The 13,217-nt window shown below is 73.7% G+C and carries 12 protein-coding genes; 5 read left to right on the top strand and 7 right to left on the bottom strand.

The window, feature by feature from the left end; translation table 11 throughout:
- Nucleotides 1-166: 166 nt before the first annotated feature.
- The 3 genes from HC031_RS30585 to HC031_RS34645 all read left to right on the top strand — a co-directional run bounded on the left by HC031_RS30585 (nt 167) and on the right by HC031_RS34645 (nt 3,122).
- Nucleotides 167-553: a response regulator gene (locus HC031_RS30585; protein ID WP_167928925.1), complete on the top strand. Its 387-nt coding sequence runs from the start codon at nt 167-169 to the stop codon at nt 551-553.
- Between the two features lie 98 nt (nt 554-651).
- Complete coding sequence (locus tag HC031_RS30580; protein WP_167928924.1) at nt 652-1,032, top strand: STAS domain-containing protein; 381 nt, start codon at nt 652-654, stop codon at nt 1,030-1,032.
- 8 nt (nt 1,033-1,040) lie between these two features.
- Nucleotides 1,041-3,122, top strand: a complete 2,082-nt coding sequence (locus HC031_RS34645; RefSeq protein ID WP_167928923.1) for a SpoIIE family protein phosphatase — start codon at nt 1,041-1,043, stop codon at nt 3,120-3,122.
- A 14-nt stretch (nt 3,123-3,136) separates the two neighbouring features.
- Here the strand turns inward: HC031_RS34645 and HC031_RS30570 are convergent, their stop codons facing one another.
- The 5 genes from HC031_RS30570 to HC031_RS30550 all read right to left on the bottom strand — a co-directional run bounded on the left by HC031_RS30570 (nt 3,137) and on the right by HC031_RS30550 (nt 8,102).
- Nucleotides 3,137-3,493, bottom strand: coding sequence for a VOC family protein (locus HC031_RS30570; protein WP_167928922.1), 357 nt, complete (start codon nt 3,491-3,493; stop codon nt 3,137-3,139).
- 49 nt (nt 3,494-3,542) lie between these two features.
- Nucleotides 3,543-5,252, bottom strand: coding sequence for a sensor histidine kinase (locus HC031_RS30565; RefSeq protein WP_420813711.1), 1,710 nt, complete (start codon nt 5,250-5,252; stop codon nt 3,543-3,545).
- An 86-nt stretch (nt 5,253-5,338) separates the two neighbouring features.
- The gene (locus HC031_RS30560) at nt 5,339-6,073 is read right to left on the bottom strand and encodes an FAD:protein FMN transferase (RefSeq protein ID WP_205863459.1); all 735 of its coding nucleotides are present in this window, start codon (nt 6,071-6,073) and stop codon (nt 5,339-5,341) included.
- Nucleotides 6,074-6,093: 20 nt separating this feature from the next.
- Nucleotides 6,094-6,657 carry an FMN-binding protein gene (locus tag HC031_RS30555; protein WP_338090916.1) on the bottom strand — a complete coding sequence of 188 codons (564 nt, stop codon included), beginning with the start codon at nt 6,655-6,657 and terminating at the stop codon, nt 6,094-6,096.
- A gap of 50 nt (nt 6,658-6,707) precedes the next feature.
- On the bottom strand, nt 6,708-8,102 hold the full coding sequence (locus HC031_RS30550; RefSeq protein ID WP_338090915.1) for a ferredoxin reductase family protein: 1,395 nt from the start codon (nt 8,100-8,102) through the stop codon (nt 6,708-6,710).
- 116 nt (nt 8,103-8,218) lie between these two features.
- Here HC031_RS30550 and HC031_RS30545 point away from each other — a divergent pair, with 116 nt between their 5' ends.
- On the top strand, nt 8,219-9,409 hold the full coding sequence (locus HC031_RS30545; protein ID WP_167928920.1) for a glucose-1-phosphate adenylyltransferase family protein: 1,191 nt from the start codon (nt 8,219-8,221) through the stop codon (nt 9,407-9,409).
- Between the two features lie 79 nt (nt 9,410-9,488).
- On the opposite strand, the gene HC031_RS30540 is transcribed toward HC031_RS30545, so the two are convergent.
- Both HC031_RS30540 and HC031_RS33685 read right to left on the bottom strand, forming a co-directional pair.
- Nucleotides 9,489-10,346: an NAD(P)-dependent oxidoreductase gene (locus HC031_RS30540; protein WP_167928919.1), complete on the bottom strand. Its 858-nt coding sequence runs from the start codon at nt 10,344-10,346 to the stop codon at nt 9,489-9,491.
- Between the two features lie 296 nt (nt 10,347-10,642).
- Nucleotides 10,643-11,386 (bottom strand): COG4315 family predicted lipoprotein, encoded by a 744-nt coding sequence (locus HC031_RS33685; protein ID WP_338090914.1) that lies wholly within the window; start codon nt 11,384-11,386, stop codon nt 10,643-10,645.
- A 328-nt stretch (nt 11,387-11,714) separates the two neighbouring features.
- On the opposite strand from HC031_RS33685, the gene HC031_RS30530 reads away from it, so the two are divergent.
- Complete coding sequence (locus HC031_RS30530) at nt 11,715-13,217, top strand: amidase family protein (protein WP_205863458.1); 1,503 nt, start codon at nt 11,715-11,717, stop codon at nt 13,215-13,217.

Raw genomic sequence — 13,217 nt, 5'->3', positions numbered from 1 at the left:
GGTGCGGCCTAGCTGGCGGGCCGCCGGTGCGGCGTGGCGGGGCGGGAGCCCGAGCGGAACTCCTCAGGAACCGCCACGCCGCACCGATGCTTCTCGGTGGCACCCGGGAGCAGCGCTCGGGCTGCCTTTCGCGTCAGTCCCGCTGCCGACGACGAGAGGTGACGGCGTGCGCGCCCTGATCATCGACGACGCCCGCGCGATGCGGTCGATCCTGAAGCGCATCGTGCAACCGCTGGGGTTCGAGGTACACGAGGCCGCCAACGGTCGCGAGGCGCTCGACCACCTCCTGGCCACCGACCACCTTCCCGAACTCGCGCTGGTGGACTGGAACATGCCGGAGATGAACGGATACGACTTCATCAAGGCGGTCCGCGCCGACCGCCGCTTCCGCGGGATGTCGCTCATGATGGTGACCACCGAGAGCGAGCACCACCAGGTCGTGCGGGCACTCGCGGCCGGCGCGCACGAGTACGTCATCAAGCCGTTCCAGTCGGAGACGATCATCGAGAAGCTCAACCTGCTCGGGTTGCTCCCCGCACGCGCGGCCGCCTGAGTCGCGCCGGGACGGCCGCGGGCGTCCCCGCGCGTCCGCACGGCCGCGCCCGGCAATGGATATGCTCGCCGCGACGACCCGTCAGTCGGGAGGCGCGAATGGACGAGCCGGTTCGGATCAGCGAGCAGGGCGACGGCACGCTCGAGGTGGCGCTGTTCGGCGACATCGACTTCGCGAACGCGTCGACGATCCGGGAGACGGTTCGCGCCGTGGTGGCGGAGGCGGCGCCCACCGCGATCCGCGTGGACCTCGCCGCCGTCACGTTCCTGGACTCCTCGGGCATCGCGCTGCTCGTCACCGCGCACCGGCTGGCCGCCGGCCTCGGTGCGCGGTACAGCGTCGTGAACCCGACGTCGACTGTCTACGAGCACCTGCGCCTGACCGGCCTAGCGGGGCTGTTCGGCGTGGCGCGACCGACCGCCGGCGGACCCCGCGACGTGCCCGGGGCCGACCGGTCGAGCCCGCCCGTGGGCCGGTAGCGGGCCCGGTGAGCCCCATCGAACCCGGCCGGATCCGGTCGCAGGCTTCAGCGGGCCAGGCTGCGCCGGCAGCGGCCCGACCGGACGCGCCCGGGTGCGGCGCGCCCGCCGCCCGCTGGGCGGACGCCGAGGCGGCGAGGCTACGTGACCGGCTCGCGGCGGCGACCGGCGCGGCTTCGGTCATCCTGATGGCGGCGGAGCGCGACGGCACCCTGCGGATCATCGGGGCGGCCGGTGTGCCGGCGGATCTGATCGTGCAGCGGTACCGGGTGCCGCGTGACGCGGACGCCGCTGTCGCGGCGGCGGTGACCGGCTGTCGGCCCGTCTGGCTGCCTGACCTGGACTCGGCCCGCGAGCGTTACCGGCTCGCCGTCGATCGGGACGAATGGCGGTCCCGGGCCTGGCTGCCCGTACGCTCCGGCGACCGCGTCGTCGGCCTGATCGGAGTGTTCTGGGAGCGCCCGTGCGGCTTCGACGCCGCGACCCGGCGCGCGGTGGCCCGTACCGCCGCGACCGCCGGGCGGCGGCTGGGCGAGCGCCTCGCGAGCGGCGCCGACGACGGCTGGGACGGGTGGGTGAACGTACAGTCGGTCCTCGACATGTTGCCGGTCGCGGCGGCCGTGCTCTCTCCGCTGCGCGACGACGCCGGTGAGGTCGTCGACTACCTCATACAGGCGGCGAGCCCGGCCGGGGTCGACGTGGCCGGCAGGCGCGGGCCGGAAATGATCGGGCTGCGGGTGTTGACCTGCTATCCGTCGGTCCGCGACAGTCCGGTGTGGACGGCGTACCAGCAGGTCCTGGCCGATGCGCGGCCGCGCGAGGTCGGGCCGTTCACCTATGTCGAGGCCGTCGAGGGCGTTCCGGCCGAGACGTCGTACTCCGTGCGCGTCAGCCGCCTCGGATCCGGCCTGCTGGTCTCCTGGGTCCGCCACGACGAGCGGCAGCGCCAGGAGGAGCGGGTCGCGCTCGCCGAACGGCTCGGCAACCTCGGCTGGTTCGATCGCGATCTGCTCGCCGACCGGACCGAATGGTCCGACCAGGTCTACCGGATCTACCACCGCGACCCGGTCGCCGGACCGCTGTCGCTGGAGGCGATCGCGGAGCTGGCGCTGCCCGAGGACGCGCCGGGGTTCGTGGCCGCGGTCACCGCGCTGACCGGGCGCGGTGAGCCGATGAACGTCGGCTTCCGGGCCCGGGTGGGCGGCGCGGTGAAGTACCTGCGGGCCTACGCGGAGGCGGTCCGCGACGCCACCGGCCGTACCTTACGCGTCTACGGGATGGTGCAGGACCTCACCGCGCGCGAGGTCGACCGCGAGCGCCTCGGACACGCCCAGCGCGAACTCGCCGAGCACCGGCGCAACCTGGAGGCCGAACACCGGCTGGCGGTCGAGCTGCAGCAGATCATCCTGCCGGTCCCCGACGCGCCGTGGGACCTGCCGGGGCTGCGGGTGGCGATCCGGTACCTGCCCGCGGAACAGTTGGCCCGCATCGGCGGCGACTGGTACCACGCGACCGCGCTGCCGGACGGGCAGACGCTGCTCGCGATCGGTGACGTGGCCGGCCACGGCCTGCCGGCCGCCGCGACGATGGCCCGGCTGCGGCACGCTCTCGCCGCGCTGACGACGACCACCACCGACCCGGCCGAGCTGCTGCGGCTGCTCAACCGGGTACTGTTCGACACCGATGACGGCGCCACCGCGACCGCGGTGGTCGCCTGCTACGACCCGGTACGACAGCTGTTGACCTGGGCGCAGGCCGGCCACCCGGCGCCGCTGCTGGCGCGCGGCGGCGAGCCGGTCGCGCTGTCGCGCCCAGGCGGCCTGCTGCTGGGCGCGATCCGGGAGACCTCCTACGAGACGGCGACGGCGCCGATGAGCGCGGGAGACGTGCTCCTGCTGTACACCGACGGCCTGGTGGAGCGGCCCGGGCGCACCGTGGAGGAGGGGCTGGAGCGGGTCGCCGCGACTATCACCGAAGCGATCCGCGGCGCACCGGACCAGCCGTTGGCCCGCCTGATCGGTGGGCTGCACCAGGCGAACCCCGGCGACGACACGTGCGTACTGGCCGCCCGCCCGCTGGTGGCCCGGTAGTCAGCGCGGCGGATTCATCGGTCGAGCGGGGCGAGGAACTCCAGGCGGTTGCCGAAGCAGTCGGCGCTGTAGAACCGCCGGAACCCGGGCAGCTCGTCGCTCCAGGCGACCGGTGCGCCGGCGGCTTCCAGCCGCGCCGCTAGGCCGTCCAGATCCGTCCACAGCAGACCTGGGTGCGCCTTGCGGGCCGGGGCGAACGGCTCCTCGACGCCGAGGTGGATCTCGATGCCGTTGCCCCGGAACCAGCAACCGCCGCGGGCGGCGAGCACCGGTGGTTTCGTGAGCTCGGCAAGGCCGAGCACATCCCGATAGAACGACCGGGCTCGGTCTTCTGAGTCGGCCGGACAGGCCAGCTGTACGTGATGGATCACGTACCCAGCCTGCCAGCGCCGGGGCCGGCTAGCAAGACGTCCGTACGGTTTAGCGGTGGACGGGGCCAGCCCGGTCTATCACGTCGTCCATGTCGGCCCTGGCGTCCATGTCGACCGTGGCTTTCACATCGACCGTGGCTTTCACATCGACCGTGGCTTTCACGTCGACAGTGGTGTCCCGGGCCGTCGCCGGCAGGCGGACCCGGAACGCGGCGCCGCACCCGGGCGCGGTCTCCACCTCGACGGTACCGCCGTGGGCCCCCACGACGGCCGCGACGACCGCCAGCCCCAGGCCGTTCCCGCCGGTCTGGCGGGTCCGCGAGGCGTCCGCCCGGTAGAACCGCTCGAACGCGCGGGCCGCGTGCTCCGGCGTCATCCCGGGGCCCCGGTCGGCGACCTCGAGCAGCACGGCAGGGCCGGAATCCGCAGTGTCCGGTGCGATGGTGTCCGGTGCGACGGTGTCCGGTGCGACGGTCACCGTGACCGGCGTGCCCGCCGGCGTGTGGACCAGCGCGTTGGCGACCAGGTTGCTCACGACCTGCCGCAGCCGGGGCTCGTCGCCGTCGACCGTGCACGCGCCGCTCGTACGCAGCTCGATCTGCCGCTCCGGGGCGAGGGCGCGGGCTTCGTGCACCGCGTCGGCGCCGAGGACGGCCAGGTCGACCGGTCCGTACGGCAGCGATCGTCGCTGGTCGAGCCGGGCGAGCAGGAGCAGGTCGTCGACGAGCAGGCCCATGCGGGCGGACTCGACCTCGATGCGGCGCATGAACCGGGACACGTCCGCGGCATCGGTGGCCGCGCCCTGCCGGTACAGCTCGGCGAAGCCACGGATCGAGGTGAGCGGGGTGCGCAGCTCGTGGCTGGCGTCCGCGATGAACCGGCGCATCCGCTGCTCCGAGGCGCGCGCCTGCGCCTCGGACGCCGCCCGGTCGCGGAACGCCTCCTCGACGCGCACCAGCATCGCGTTGAGCGACCGGCCGAGGCTGCCGACCTCGGTACGCGGATCGCGCTCCGGTACCCGCTGGTCGAGCCGCCCGTCCGCGATGGCCGCGGCGACCGTCTCCACCTGGCGCAGCGGCCGCAGGCTGGCGCGTACCAGCAGGTATCCGAGGCCGCCGAGCAGGACGAGAACGACCGCGCTCACCACATAGTCGATGACGGCGAGTCCCCGCTCGACCGCCGCCTGGTCGTCGAGGGTGACCGCCATCGTCAGCTCCGCGTCGGTGCCCGGCACCGGCTCGACCACCAGACGCCACCGGCCCTGGCCGTCGCTGCCGGAGACGGTCACGGGCGCGTCGAATGCGCTCGCCGCGGGAACGGCCGGCGCCCTCCGGCCGCTGGCGGACGGGTCGGCGGTCGACAGGTCGACGGCGTGTGCGCCGTCCGGTCCGCTCAGCCGCGCGTAGACGGTGCCCGGCAGATCGAGCCGGACCAGGTACCGGGTGTCGAGACCGCCGCTGCGGGCGACCTGCTGCGCGGTCGAGTGCGCCGATGCGACGAGCTGGCCGTCCAGGCGGGCCGTCAGGTACCTGTTGAGCGCCGCGAGCGCGGCCACGCCGGTCACGACCTGCGCCAGGGCGACCAGCGCCAGCATCGCCACCACCAGCCGCACGCGCAGCGGCGTCCGGTCGACGACGGCGGCGGCCCGCCGGCCCGCGCCGGCGAGGCGGGCCCTGACGGTACTCCAGCTGGCGACCTTCGGGCGTCGGACCGTCGCCGGGAGGTGCTGGGGCCGACGCGAGGTTTCACAGCTGGTCACTCGCCTACTCTGCGACCCCGGGCTGGAGGACGGCCGCTACCGCGCTGTGAGATCTCTGAGAATGTGTGCGCCGCGTCAGCCGCGGGTCAGCCCCGCGTCGGCCAGCCGGGCGTCGCGAGCAGGTCGCCGTTGTCGCGGACCAGGAGCGCTTCGTACCCCGCGAGGCCGGCCAGCCAGCGCATCGCGGCCGGGCCGCGCGCCACCGCGGCGGTCGCGTACACATCGGCCCAGGTCAGTGAGGGCCCGAGGACCGTGACCGACCGCAGCCCGCTCGCCGGCGCGCCGACGTGCGGGTCGATGATGTGCGCGCCCCGGTGGGCCGGGCCGGACGTGGCCACCGCGCAGTCGGCGACCTCGAGAACCGTCAGCATCCGGTCCGGCCGGGCCGGGTCCTCGATGCCCACCCGCCACGAGCCGCGGAGCACCATGTCCCCGCCGGCGCTCACATAGGACTCATACCCCGCCAGCCGGGCCGCCGCGCGCTCGACGGCCCACCCCTTCACCAGACCGGACGGGTCGAACCAGGTGCCGCCGGCCGGCGCCGGCAGGTGGGCGTCGAAGTACCCGTCGGTGCGTTCCCGCGCCTGCTCGCACAGGTCGATGACGGTGTCGACGAGGTCGTCGCGGACCGGCTCGCCGCGGTTCAACGCGCTGATCCGGCTGTCCGGGCGGTACGTGCTGAACACCGCGTCGATCATCCGCAGTTCGGCGAACAGGTCGGCGACGGCCGTCGCGGCCTCGTCGAACCCGGCCTGCGGACCGCGTACGTGCACGCTGACGGGCAGGCCCATGATCTGCTCGACGAAGGCGCGTCTGGTCACGGCGGCGTCCATCGCGACGGTCAGCCCTTGAAGTGCGCGCTGTCCAGGGCGGCCTGGAGCGACTCGATGTAGCCGTCGCTGGTGACCGTCGCGCCGGAGACCACGTCGATGTTCGCGCTCTGGGCCTGGAGGACCTCGTCGTGCAGCTGCGGCACCGCGTACGAGTTGATCTCGTAGTCGCGGTTGTTGCCGTTCGGGATCTGGAGGGTCTTCACATCTGTGATCTTGTTGCCGCTGATGTGAACCTGGACCTGCACCGGTCCCCAGCGCGTCTGCGCGACGGTGCCGTTGACCACGAGGTTCGACGCTGCCTTCGGGGCCGCGGTGGTGGCGGTGGGCCTGGGCGCGGCGGTGGGGGCGTCCGTGGGCGCCCCGGTCGGGGCCGCCGACGGCGTACCGGAGCTGGGGTCCGCCGGTGCGGTGTCGGTGGGATCGTCCGGGGGAGCGCCGGCCGCGTCGGACGTCGACCCGGACACGATGCCCGGCGCGTTCGCGCCCGCGGCGGTGGCCGCGGCGGGCGCGCTCGCACCCATCGTCGAGGTCCGGTAGCTGAACAGCAGGACCACCACGGCCACGGTGGTCACCAACCACAACGTGATCCGGCGCATGAGAATGGATTCCTTCCGGCGGAGGCTTACCAGCTGAACCGTTCGAGGTGGATCTGATCCTCGGGCACCCGCGCCCCGACCGCCGCGTTGCGCACCGCCTCCATCCACGCGTCCGGCCCGCACACGAACACGTCCTGGCGCGCGATGTCGGGGACGAGGTGGCGCAGCGCCTTCGCGTCATGCCCCCAGCCCGCCGGCAGCCACGACCCGTCGCGCCCCCGCGGCCCGAGCAGGTACATCACGCGTACGCCCCGGCTGGCCGCCAACTGTTCCAGCTCACCCCGGAAAACCAGGTCGGCGTCGGAGCGCGCCCGGTAGAGCAGCGTCGCCTCGCCGGAGGCGTACGGCAGCTCCTCCAGCAGCGCGCGCAGCGGCGTGATCCCGACCCCGGACGCGATCATCGTCACCCGGCGGGTGCTCCGCCGATCGCCGGTGAGATGCCCGTACGGGCCCTCGATGAGCACCTTCGTGCCCGGCCGCAGCGCCGCGACCTGGCTGCTGTCGTCGCCGAGGGACTTCACCGTGATCCGCAGCAGGTCCGGGCGGGGCGCGGCGGACAGCGAGTACGGGTGGGCGCGGGTCCAGCCCGGCCCGGACAGGAACCGCCACATGAAGAACTGCCCGGCCCGCGCCGGCAGCCGGTGCAGGTCACGGCCGCGCAGGTAGACGGAGTGGACGCCGGGCGCCTCGGCGACGACGGCGGCGACCCGCAGCCCGTGGCGCGTCGAGCGCCACAGCGGCACCCCGAGCCGGAAGACCACCACGGCGCCGGCGCAGAGGATGTACGCGGTCCACCAGTACAGCGCGGACAGCTTCGAGGAGATGAAGTCGGCGCCGGTCCACAGCTGGTGCGGCAGCGCCAGGCCCGCCCCGAGGTAGGCGTACAGGTGCAGCAGGTGCCAGGACTCGTAGCGCAGCCGGCGCCGGGCCGCGCGGACCGACGTGACCACGACCATGACGAGGGCGGCCGTGCCGGCGGTCGCCAGCAGCATCCCCGGGTACGTGGTGACGAGGTCCCACGCCTCCCGGATCACCGACGCGTGGCCGGTCCCCGCGTACCCGAGGGTGATGAGCACGATGTGGGCGAGCATCAGGTTGAACGAGGTGAACCCGGCCAGCCGGTGCCACCGGGCGAGCCGGTCCTGGCCGTAGGTGCGCTCGATCCACGGCACCCGGGCCATCAGCAGGACCTGGATCAGCAGCAGGTCAGACGAGACCAGGCCGGTCAGCCGGCCGAGCGAGGTGGCGCCGGTCCACAGACCCCCCAGGTCCTGCAGGCCGCGGCCGTGTACCCACAGCGCAACGACGATCAGCAAGCTGAACACGGCCGTGGCGCCGATGGCGTCGGGCCACCAGGTACTCCGTCGGCGCGTGGTCGCCCCTGTCGACGGTCTGACCATCCGGGTCGTCGTTGCCGTCACCTGGCCTCCTTCGTCGTCGGAATCGACTATCGGGCACGAAGCTTGGTGAATTCTTTGCACAACCTGTGAATTCGATATGCCGGTAGAGTGTCCGCTACGCCGGGTAAGTCAGGCGCATGGCCCGTCCCCGCATCCTCATGCTCGTGCTCGCCGGCGGCGCCGGCGGTCGACTGGAACTGCTGACCGAACACCGTGCCAAGCCGGCCGTGCCGTTCGGCGGCGCGTACCGGCTCATCGACGTGCCGCTGTCCAACGCGCACCACTCCGGCATCGACGACGTATGGGTGATCGAGCAGTTTCACGCCGCGTCCATCGCCGACCACCTGGCCAACGGCCGGCCGTGGGACCTCGACCGCACCCACGGCGGCCTGCTGATCCTGCACCCCGACCCGAGCGTGCCGGGGGAGAGCTGGCACCGCGGCACCGCCGACGCGCTGTGGCGGCAGGCGCCCCTGATCCGCGAGTTCGCTCCCGAACACCTGGTGGTCGTGAGCGCCGACGCGGTGTACCGGCTGGACTACGCCGACGTGGTGCGGGCGCACGCCGACGCGCGCGCCGACGTGACGATGGTGACGACCCGCCGTCCGATCGAGGAGGCCGGCCGGTACGGCGTGGTACGCGTCGCCGGCGGCCGGGTCACCGAGTACGTCTACAAGCCGGACGAGCCGGCCACCGACCTGGTCGCCACCGAGGTGTTCGTGTTCGCACCCGGTCGGACACTCGACCTGCTGGACGAGATCGCCGCGAAGGCCGGCGACGACGGGCCGGGCGACCTGGGCGACGCGCTGCTGCCGGCGTTGGTCAACGAGGCGACCGCGGTCGAGTACCGCCTCGGCGGCTACTGGCGGGACCTGGGCACCGTCCCGGCCTACCTGGCCGCGCACCTGGAACTGGTCGGCGCCCAGCCGCCGATCCGGCTCGACGACCCGGCGTGGCCGATGCTCGCCGCGCAAGCCCGGCACGGCGCGGCCCGGGTCGAGCGGGGCGCCGAGGTGGTCGACGTGCTGCTGGCCCCGGGCGCGCGGGTGGGCGGACGGGTGGAGCGGTCGGTGCTGTCGCCCGACGTCGTGGTGCACCCCGGCGCACGGGTCGTCGACTCGGTGCTGCTGCCCGGCGCGGTGGTCGAGCGCGGGGCGGTCGTCACCGCTGCCATCGTCGACGCGGGGGCCCGCATCGGCGCCGGCGCGCGGGTGGAAGGCGAGCGGTCCGACTCCGGCGTCGTGCTGGTCGCAGCGGGTGCCCGGGTGGCGCCGGGCGCGGTGGTCGCCGCCGGCGCCCGGGTACGCCGGGACGAGCCGGCGGGCTGAGCGCCGGCGGGCGCGGTGGCCCGCCGGCCTCCTGCCCTCAGGTTCAGACGGCCCGGCAGGTTCAGACGGCCCGGCAGGTTCAGACGGCCCGGCGCGCCGCCAGGTACATCGCCGACATGTCGTCGTCGCGGTGGCTGCGCTCGGCCACCGCGTCCAGCAGCCGCCGGGCGGCCTCGACGGCGGCCAGGTCCACCCCGGCGGACTCGCCGGCGGCGAGGATGAGCGTCGCGTCCTTGAGCGCGCCGCTGACCGGGAACGACGCCGGGAACTCGCGTCGCATCATCTGCGCGCCCTTCACGTGGGCGTACCGCAGATCCAGCGGCCCGCCGCTGATCACATCGAGGAAGTCCGTGCCGTCGAGCCCCAGCGCGTCGGCGAGCGCGATCGCGTTGGACACGCCGGCGGTCGCGGTGAGCACCCAGGTGTTGGCCACGAGCTTCATGCGGCTGCCGGTACCCGCCGGGCCGAGCCACAGCGCCTTCGAGGCGATCGGGCGCAGCAGCGCTTCCACCCGGTCGCGTAGCTCGTCGGGGCCGGAGGCCAGGGCGGTGAGCTTTCCCTGTTCGGCCGGCTCCTTCGTGCCGACGACCGGTACGTCGACGTAGCTGAGCCGGTACCGTTCGGCCAGGTCGGCGAGGCGCTGCGCGCCGTCGATGCCGACGGTGCTCGTCTGCAGCCACAGCGCTCCGGCGGGGATCCGGTCCCCGGCCGCCTCGATGGCCTCCGCCACCGCGTCGACGTCGTAGAGCATCGTCACGATCACGTCGACGCCGTCGACCGCGGCGCCCGGGTCGTCGGCCACCTCGGCGCCGGCCTCGATCAGGGGCTCGGCCTTGGCGCGGGTGCGGTTCCACACCCGAACCGTCTCGCCCGCCCGCAGCCAGTTGCGGGCCATCGCCGAGCCCATGATTCCCGTACCCAGAACCGCCATGGTCATGGTGTGCCCCTTCTGTCGTGTCTCGCGCCGCGTACCCGAGCGCGGGCCGGCCCACACAAGATGGCCGCGCCGCGGCGCCCGGCGGCCGTGACCGGTCGGCGTGCGCCGGGACCGGCCCGACCCGTACCCACCATGATCCATGCCGGGCGGTGAGCTATACGACAGCGGGGACTTCACGGCGCACGACAGCGGGGCTGTGACGACAAACGGCCCGCGGCGCCGCCACCAGCCGACTGGTGACGACGCCGCGGGGGTCTGAGAGGATCTTCGGGACGGGCCGGCGACCCGGGAGGCGATCAGTAGCCGCTGCTGCTGCCGCCGTTGTTGCCGCTACCGGAGTTGTTGTTGTCGGAGGTCGGCGGCGGCACAGCCGTCGGCGTTCCGGTCGGCACGCAGGTCAGGTTCTTCTTGCCGTTGGGGCTGATGACCCACCAGGTGTGGCCGACGCCCTGGCCGGTCCACTTGCCCGGGGCCTTGTCGCCGATGTAGCGGTACAGCGGCCAGCCGGCGAGGGTGACCTGGGTGACGCCGTCGGGGCGCTGGATCGTGCCGACCAGCGCCTGGTCGACGCCTTGAAGCTGCGGAATGTTGCCGTCGGTGGACGTCACGGGCGGCCACACCTGGGCGCACTTGTCCTTGCAGTTGGAGGTGGGCGGGTTGGCGCTGTCCTTGTCGAAGCGGTAGAGCACAAAGCCGTTGTCGTCGACCACGACCTGGCCCATGCGGGCGATGGTCTTCGCGGCCAGCGTGCCGGTCTTGTCGCCGATCGCCGGCGCGGCGGCCGGGGCGGCGTTGTTGTTACCGTTCGCGGCAGCGGCGTCGCCGCCCTGAGCCGCCTGACCCTGGTCACCGCCTGCGGTTCCACCGGCCGCCGGTGCGGAGTTCGTGGGCGCGGCCAGCGGAACCGTGTTGCTGGCGGCGTTGTTCGTGGTCGTCGTGTTGTTGTGCGGCGTTCCGGCCGCCCGGACGCCCCACCCCGCCAGTGCGAGTGCGGTGAGCACGCCGCAGACGAGGTATGCTGCGCGGCTGGCTCGGATCACGTCTCCTCCTTGGTACGCATGGGTGTCAGGTATCCGGTGGGCTGGCGGCCCACGGTTGCCCTGGTGCTGTCGTCTCGCCGGCCACCCGAGTCGCAAGCGACCCCGGCTGCGCCGTTACCCGCCGGTCTGAGCAGGGCTCGGGCACCTCGCCCCGTACTGACCGGATCGACTTTCATCCCTGAGTACGCGCCCGTACACGGGTCGGTTCACCGGTTCTGCGAACTAATTCGCCGCCGCGCCGCCCGAAGAGGGGTGTGAGTTGCGCTTGGCAAGGAAGTTACCCGTCGGTACGTTGCTTGTCTGCGCAACGAAGACAGCGGGAGGTCGTGTGAGCTCGTTCGCCTTTACCGACATGTCGGCCACGGCGCTGGCGGCCGCGATCAGACAGCGCCGCATCAGCGCCAGTGACGTGGTGGAGGAGCACATCGCGGCGGTCCAGCGGGTCAATCCACGGCTCAACGCCGTCGTGGCCGACCGGTTCGACGCCGCGCGGGCGGAAGCGCGGGCCGCCGACGCCCGGGTGGCCGCCGCCTCGTCGGGAGAGCCGCTCCCACCGCTGCTCGGCGTGCCGTGCACCGTCAAGGAGGCGGTGGCCTTCGCGGGACTGCCCAACAGCGCGGGCGTGGTGGCCCGGGGTGGCGTCCCCGCCGGGAGTACCGCGCCGGCCGCGCAGCGGCTGGTGGAAGCGGGGGCGATCGTGCTCGGCGCCACCAACACGTCCGAGATGTGCCTGTGGGTGGAGTCGGAGAACCGGCTCTACGGGCGTACCCGCAACCCGTACGACCCGGCCCGTACGGCGGGCGGCTCGTCCGGGGGAGAGGGAGCGGCGATCGGCAGCGGAGCCTCGCCGTTCGGGCTGGGCTCCGACATCGGCGGCTCGATCCGGATCCCGGCCTTCTGCTGCGGAGTCTTCGGTCACAAGCCCTCCCGCGGTCTGGTGCCGACGACCGGTTCGTGGCCGCCGTGCGACGACGGCAACCGGCCGCTGTTCGCCCACGGTCCCCTGGCCCGGCGGGCCGAGGACCTCATGCCGCTGCTGCGGATCCTGGCCGGTCCCGACGGCGTCGATCCGCTGGCGGCGGGGTCCGGCGCCGGCGGCGCGGCGCACCTCGGCGACCCGGCCGACGTCTCACTGCGGGGCCTGCCGGTGCTGCTGATCGACGAGTGCTGGCCCCTGATCGCCAGCGACGACATGCTGTGGGCACGGGAGCGGGCCGCCGGCGCGCTCGCCGCCGCCGGTGCGCGGGTGCAGCGGCGGCGGATGCCCCGCCTGCGCCGCGCCGTCGAGTCGTACGTGACCACCCTGGCGCGCACCTCCGGCATCGGGGCGCGGGACGTGCTGTTCGCCGCCGGCGCGCACGACGTGGACTGGCGCGCGCTGCTGCGGCGCGGCGGGCCCCACACCGTGGCCACCCGCCTCCTGCTGGTCGCGGAACAGGCACACGCCCGACTGCCGCGACGCTGGGCCGAGCGGCTGATCGAAGCGGGGGAGTGCATCGCCGCCGAGCTTTCCGCGGCGATCGGCGACGGTGTGCTGCTGGAGCCGACGCTCGCGACGACCGCGCCCCGGCACGGGCGTACCGTCGGCCGGCCGTGGTGGCTGGCGCACGTGGTCCCGTTCAACCTGGCCGGGGTGCCCGTGACACAGACGCCGCTCGGGCTGGATCCGCACGGGCTGCCACTCGGGGTGCAGGTCGCGGCCGGGCATGGGCGCGACCACGTGTCGATCGCGGTCGCCCTCGAGCTGGAACGGATCTTCGGCGGCTGGACGCCACCGCCGGCGCCGCCGACCACCGTGCGCACCGACGAGCTGGTACGGGTACTCGGGTAG

It is taken from the genome of Planosporangium thailandense, from assembly GCF_011947195.1.
Lineage (GTDB): Bacteria > Actinomycetota > Actinomycetes > Mycobacteriales > Micromonosporaceae > Planosporangium > Planosporangium thailandense.
Note: the sequence above shows the minus strand (reverse complement) of the source record. Positions and strands in the feature narration are given on the sequence as shown.

What these genes read in the sequence shown, in the direction of transcription:
- HC031_RS30580 (WP_167928924.1), top strand. Translation starts at nt 652, where the DNA reads ATGGACGAGCCGGTTCGGATCAGCGAGCAGGGCGACGGCACGCTCGAG.
- HC031_RS30545 (WP_167928920.1), top strand. Translation starts at nt 8,219, where the DNA reads ATGGCCCGTCCCCGCATCCTCATGCTCGTGCTCGCCGGCGGCGCCGGC.
- HC031_RS30540 (WP_167928919.1), bottom strand. Translation starts at nt 10,346, where the DNA reads ATGACCATGGCGGTTCTGGGTACGGGAATCATGGGCTCGGCGATGGCC.